We start from the raw sequence: 2,844 nt of genomic DNA, 5'->3' as shown, positions 1-2,844 counted from the left end.
AGGTAGACCTCCGGGAGGTCTACCTCGCGCGCACGGGTCTACCTCGGCGGGGCAGGCTTCTTGTAGAACGTCGCCGAGTCCTCGTAGCCCAGCGCCCGGTAGAAGCTCCCCGCACGTCTGCTCGCGAGCGACACGTAGGCGGCACCGGACTCGACGGCCCACGCCTCCGCCGCCGTCATGAGCAGACGTCCCAGCCCCTGGCCGCGCACGCTCGCGTCGACCATGAGCTCCTCGACCCAGACGACGGGCGCGTTGGCGAGGAACGTCGGGTGCCGGTGCGCGAGCAGGTACCCGACGACGCCGCTCGCCCCCTCCACGACCAGCAGCAGGGCGTCGGGAGCCGTCAGGAGCGCGCGGAACGTCGCCTCGAAGGACTCCCTGCGCGGCGTGAACGACGTCGCGAAGTCACGGGCCAGCGGCCAGACGGCGTCGAGGTCGTCGGCCGTGGCCCGTCGGACGATCGTGGTGGCCGCTGCGTCGCTCACGCGCGCAGCCTAGCGGCCCGCGCGTCTCAGACCAGGCTGCGCAGCACCGCGACCGCACCGGCCTCGTCGATGCTGCCCGTGACCTCGTCCGCCGCCGCCTTGACCTCGGGCTCGGCATGGCCCATGGCCACCCCGCGACCCGCCCAGCGCAGCATGTCGATGTCGTTGCTGCCGTCACCCACGGCCACGGTCGCGCCCGGGGCCACGCCCAGCAGCCCGCGCACGCGCTCCAGGGCGCTCGCCTTGGTGACGCCCAGCGGCGCGATGTCCATCCACGCGGTCCAGCCCACCGCGTACGTGACGTCGCTCAGCCCCAGGGACCCGGCCAGCGCGCTGAACTCCTCGCTCGTCGACCCCGGGTTGCGCACCACGACACGCGTGACCTCACCCGACCACAGCTCCTCGAAGTCGACCACGTCGTGCACGCCGTCGAGCTCACCGTGCGGGAAGAGGTCGTTCATGCGGAAGCCGATACCCACGTCCTCGACCGCGAACAGCGCGTCAGGAAGCTGGTCGCGCAGGAGCCGCAGCGCGTTCTCCGGGTTGAACGTGATCATCTCGTCGACCACGTAGCCCGTGGGCGACGCGTCGTCGAAGCGAGCCGTCACGGCACCGTTCGAGCACACCATGTACCCCTCGGCGAGGCCCAGGCGCTCGGCGATGGGCAGCACCGCGATGAGCGACCGGCCCGACGACAGCAGGACGTGGTGCCCCGCCGCGCGCACGGCCGCGATCGCGTCCGCGACACCGTCGCTCAGGACGTCGTCGTGGCTCAGGATCGTGCCGTCGATGTCGAGCGCGACGAGCAGCGGCCCCTCCCCCGGACGGGCCGGGTTCGCGGCACGGGCCGTGTCTGCCCGGGCGTTCGTGCCCGACGGCGCCACCTCGCCCGGGCGCGACGGCGCGCCTGCGGGAGCGACGTCGTCGGGCCGGGGGGTGCTCGTGGTGACCGTGCTGTCCGGCGCGGCCGTCACGCCGTGACCTTCGACGAGCCCGACGCGACCACCGGCTCCAGGACCTCGAGCCCGCCCAGGTAGGGCCGCAGGCCCTCCGGGACGCGGACCGAGCCGTCGGGCTGCTGGTGGTTCTCGAGGATCGCGACGATCCAGCGCGTCGTGCCCAGCGTGCCGTTGAGCGTCGCGACCGTGCGGGTCTCGGACTTCCCGTCGACCTCGACACGCTCGCGCACGCCCAGGCGGCGGGCCTGGAAGGTCGTGCAGTTCGAGGTCGAGGTCAGCTCGAGGTAGCGCTCCTGCGTCGGCAGCCAGGCCTCGCAGTCGAACTTGCGGGCCGCGCTCGACCCGAGGTCGCCCGCCGCCGTGTCGATCACGCGGTACGGCAGCTCGCACTTGCGCAGCATGGCCTCCTCCCAGGCGAGGAGACGCTGGTGCTCGGCCTCGGCGTCGGCCGGGTCGACGTAGCTGAACATCTCGACCTTGTGGAACTGGTGCACGCGGATGATGCCTCGCGTGTCCTTGCCGTACGAACCGGCCTCGCGGCGGTAGCACGCGCTCCAGCCCGCGTACCGCTTGGGGCCGTCCGACAGGTCGAGGATCTCGCCCGAGTGGTAGCCCGCGAGCGCGACCTCGCTCGTGCCGACCAGGTACAGGTCGTCGGCCTCGAGGCGGTAGATCTCGTCCGCGTGCTCGCCCAGGAAGCCCGTGCCCTGCATGATCTCGGGACGCACGAGCGTCGGCGTGATGACGGGCGTGAAGCCCGCCTGCGTCGCCTGGTCCATGGCCGCGTTGAGCAGCGCGAGCTCGAGGCGCGCGCCGACCCCCGTCAGGTAGTAGAAGCGGGCGCCCGACACCTTGGCACCGCGCTCGGTGTCGATCGCGCGCAGGCCCTCGCCGAGCTCGAGGTGGTCGCGGGGCGTGAAACCCTCGGCCGCGAAGTCGCGGACGGTGCCCTCCTCGCGGAGCACGACGTAGTCGTCCTCGCCGCCAGGAGGCGCCCCCTCGATCACGTTCGAGATCTTGTACAGGATCGTCTTGAGCTGCGCCTCGGCGTCGTCAGCGTCCTTCTGGCGGGCCTTGACCCCCTCCGCGAGCTGCTTGGTGTGCGCGAGCAGGGCGGTCTTCTCGTCGCCCTTCGCCTGCGCGACCTTCTTGCCCAGGGACTTCTGCTCGGCGCGCATCTGCTCGAAGTCCGTCAGCGCGCTGCGACGGCGGGAGTCGGCGTCGAGCGCCTGGTCCACGAGGGCGGGGTCGTCGCCGCGGGCCACCTGGCTGGCGCGGACGACGTCGGGGTTGTCGCGCAGAAGTCGAAGATCGATCACCACTAGAGGGTATCCAACGTGCGGGAGGGCGCGGCACGGGGCCCGCCGAGGGTGACGCCCCGGCCCGCCGGGGGGACGTCA

Annotated in this window: 3 protein-coding genes; all 3 read right to left on the bottom strand. The window is 72.3% G+C overall.

What is annotated here, in order from left to right; all coding sequences use genetic code 11:
• Positions 1-38 precede the first annotated feature (38 nt).
• From ACFRCR_RS18180 to serS, 3 genes are read right to left on the bottom strand one after another with little or no spacing between them, the layout of a single operon-like run.
• On the bottom strand, positions 39-485 hold the full coding sequence (locus tag ACFRCR_RS18180) for a GNAT family N-acetyltransferase (RefSeq protein ID WP_377679553.1): 447 nt from the start codon (positions 483-485) through the stop codon (positions 39-41).
• 26 nt (positions 486-511) lie between these two features.
• Entirely contained in the window at positions 512-1,459 is a 948-nt protein-coding gene (locus ACFRCR_RS18175) for an HAD family hydrolase (protein WP_377679551.1), read from the bottom strand.
• Positions 1,456-2,763, bottom strand: coding sequence for a serine--tRNA ligase (serS, locus tag ACFRCR_RS18170; RefSeq protein WP_377679549.1), 1,308 nt, complete (start codon positions 2,761-2,763; stop codon positions 1,456-1,458). Before serS ends, ACFRCR_RS18175 begins: the two co-directional genes overlap by 4 nt.
• Between the last annotated feature and the right edge of the window lie 81 nt (positions 2,764-2,844).

This window comes from Oerskovia sp. NPDC056781, from assembly GCF_042789955.1.
Lineage (GTDB): Bacteria > Actinomycetota > Actinomycetes > Actinomycetales > Cellulomonadaceae > Oerskovia > Oerskovia rustica.
This window is presented reverse-complemented; position numbering and strand designations above follow the sequence as displayed.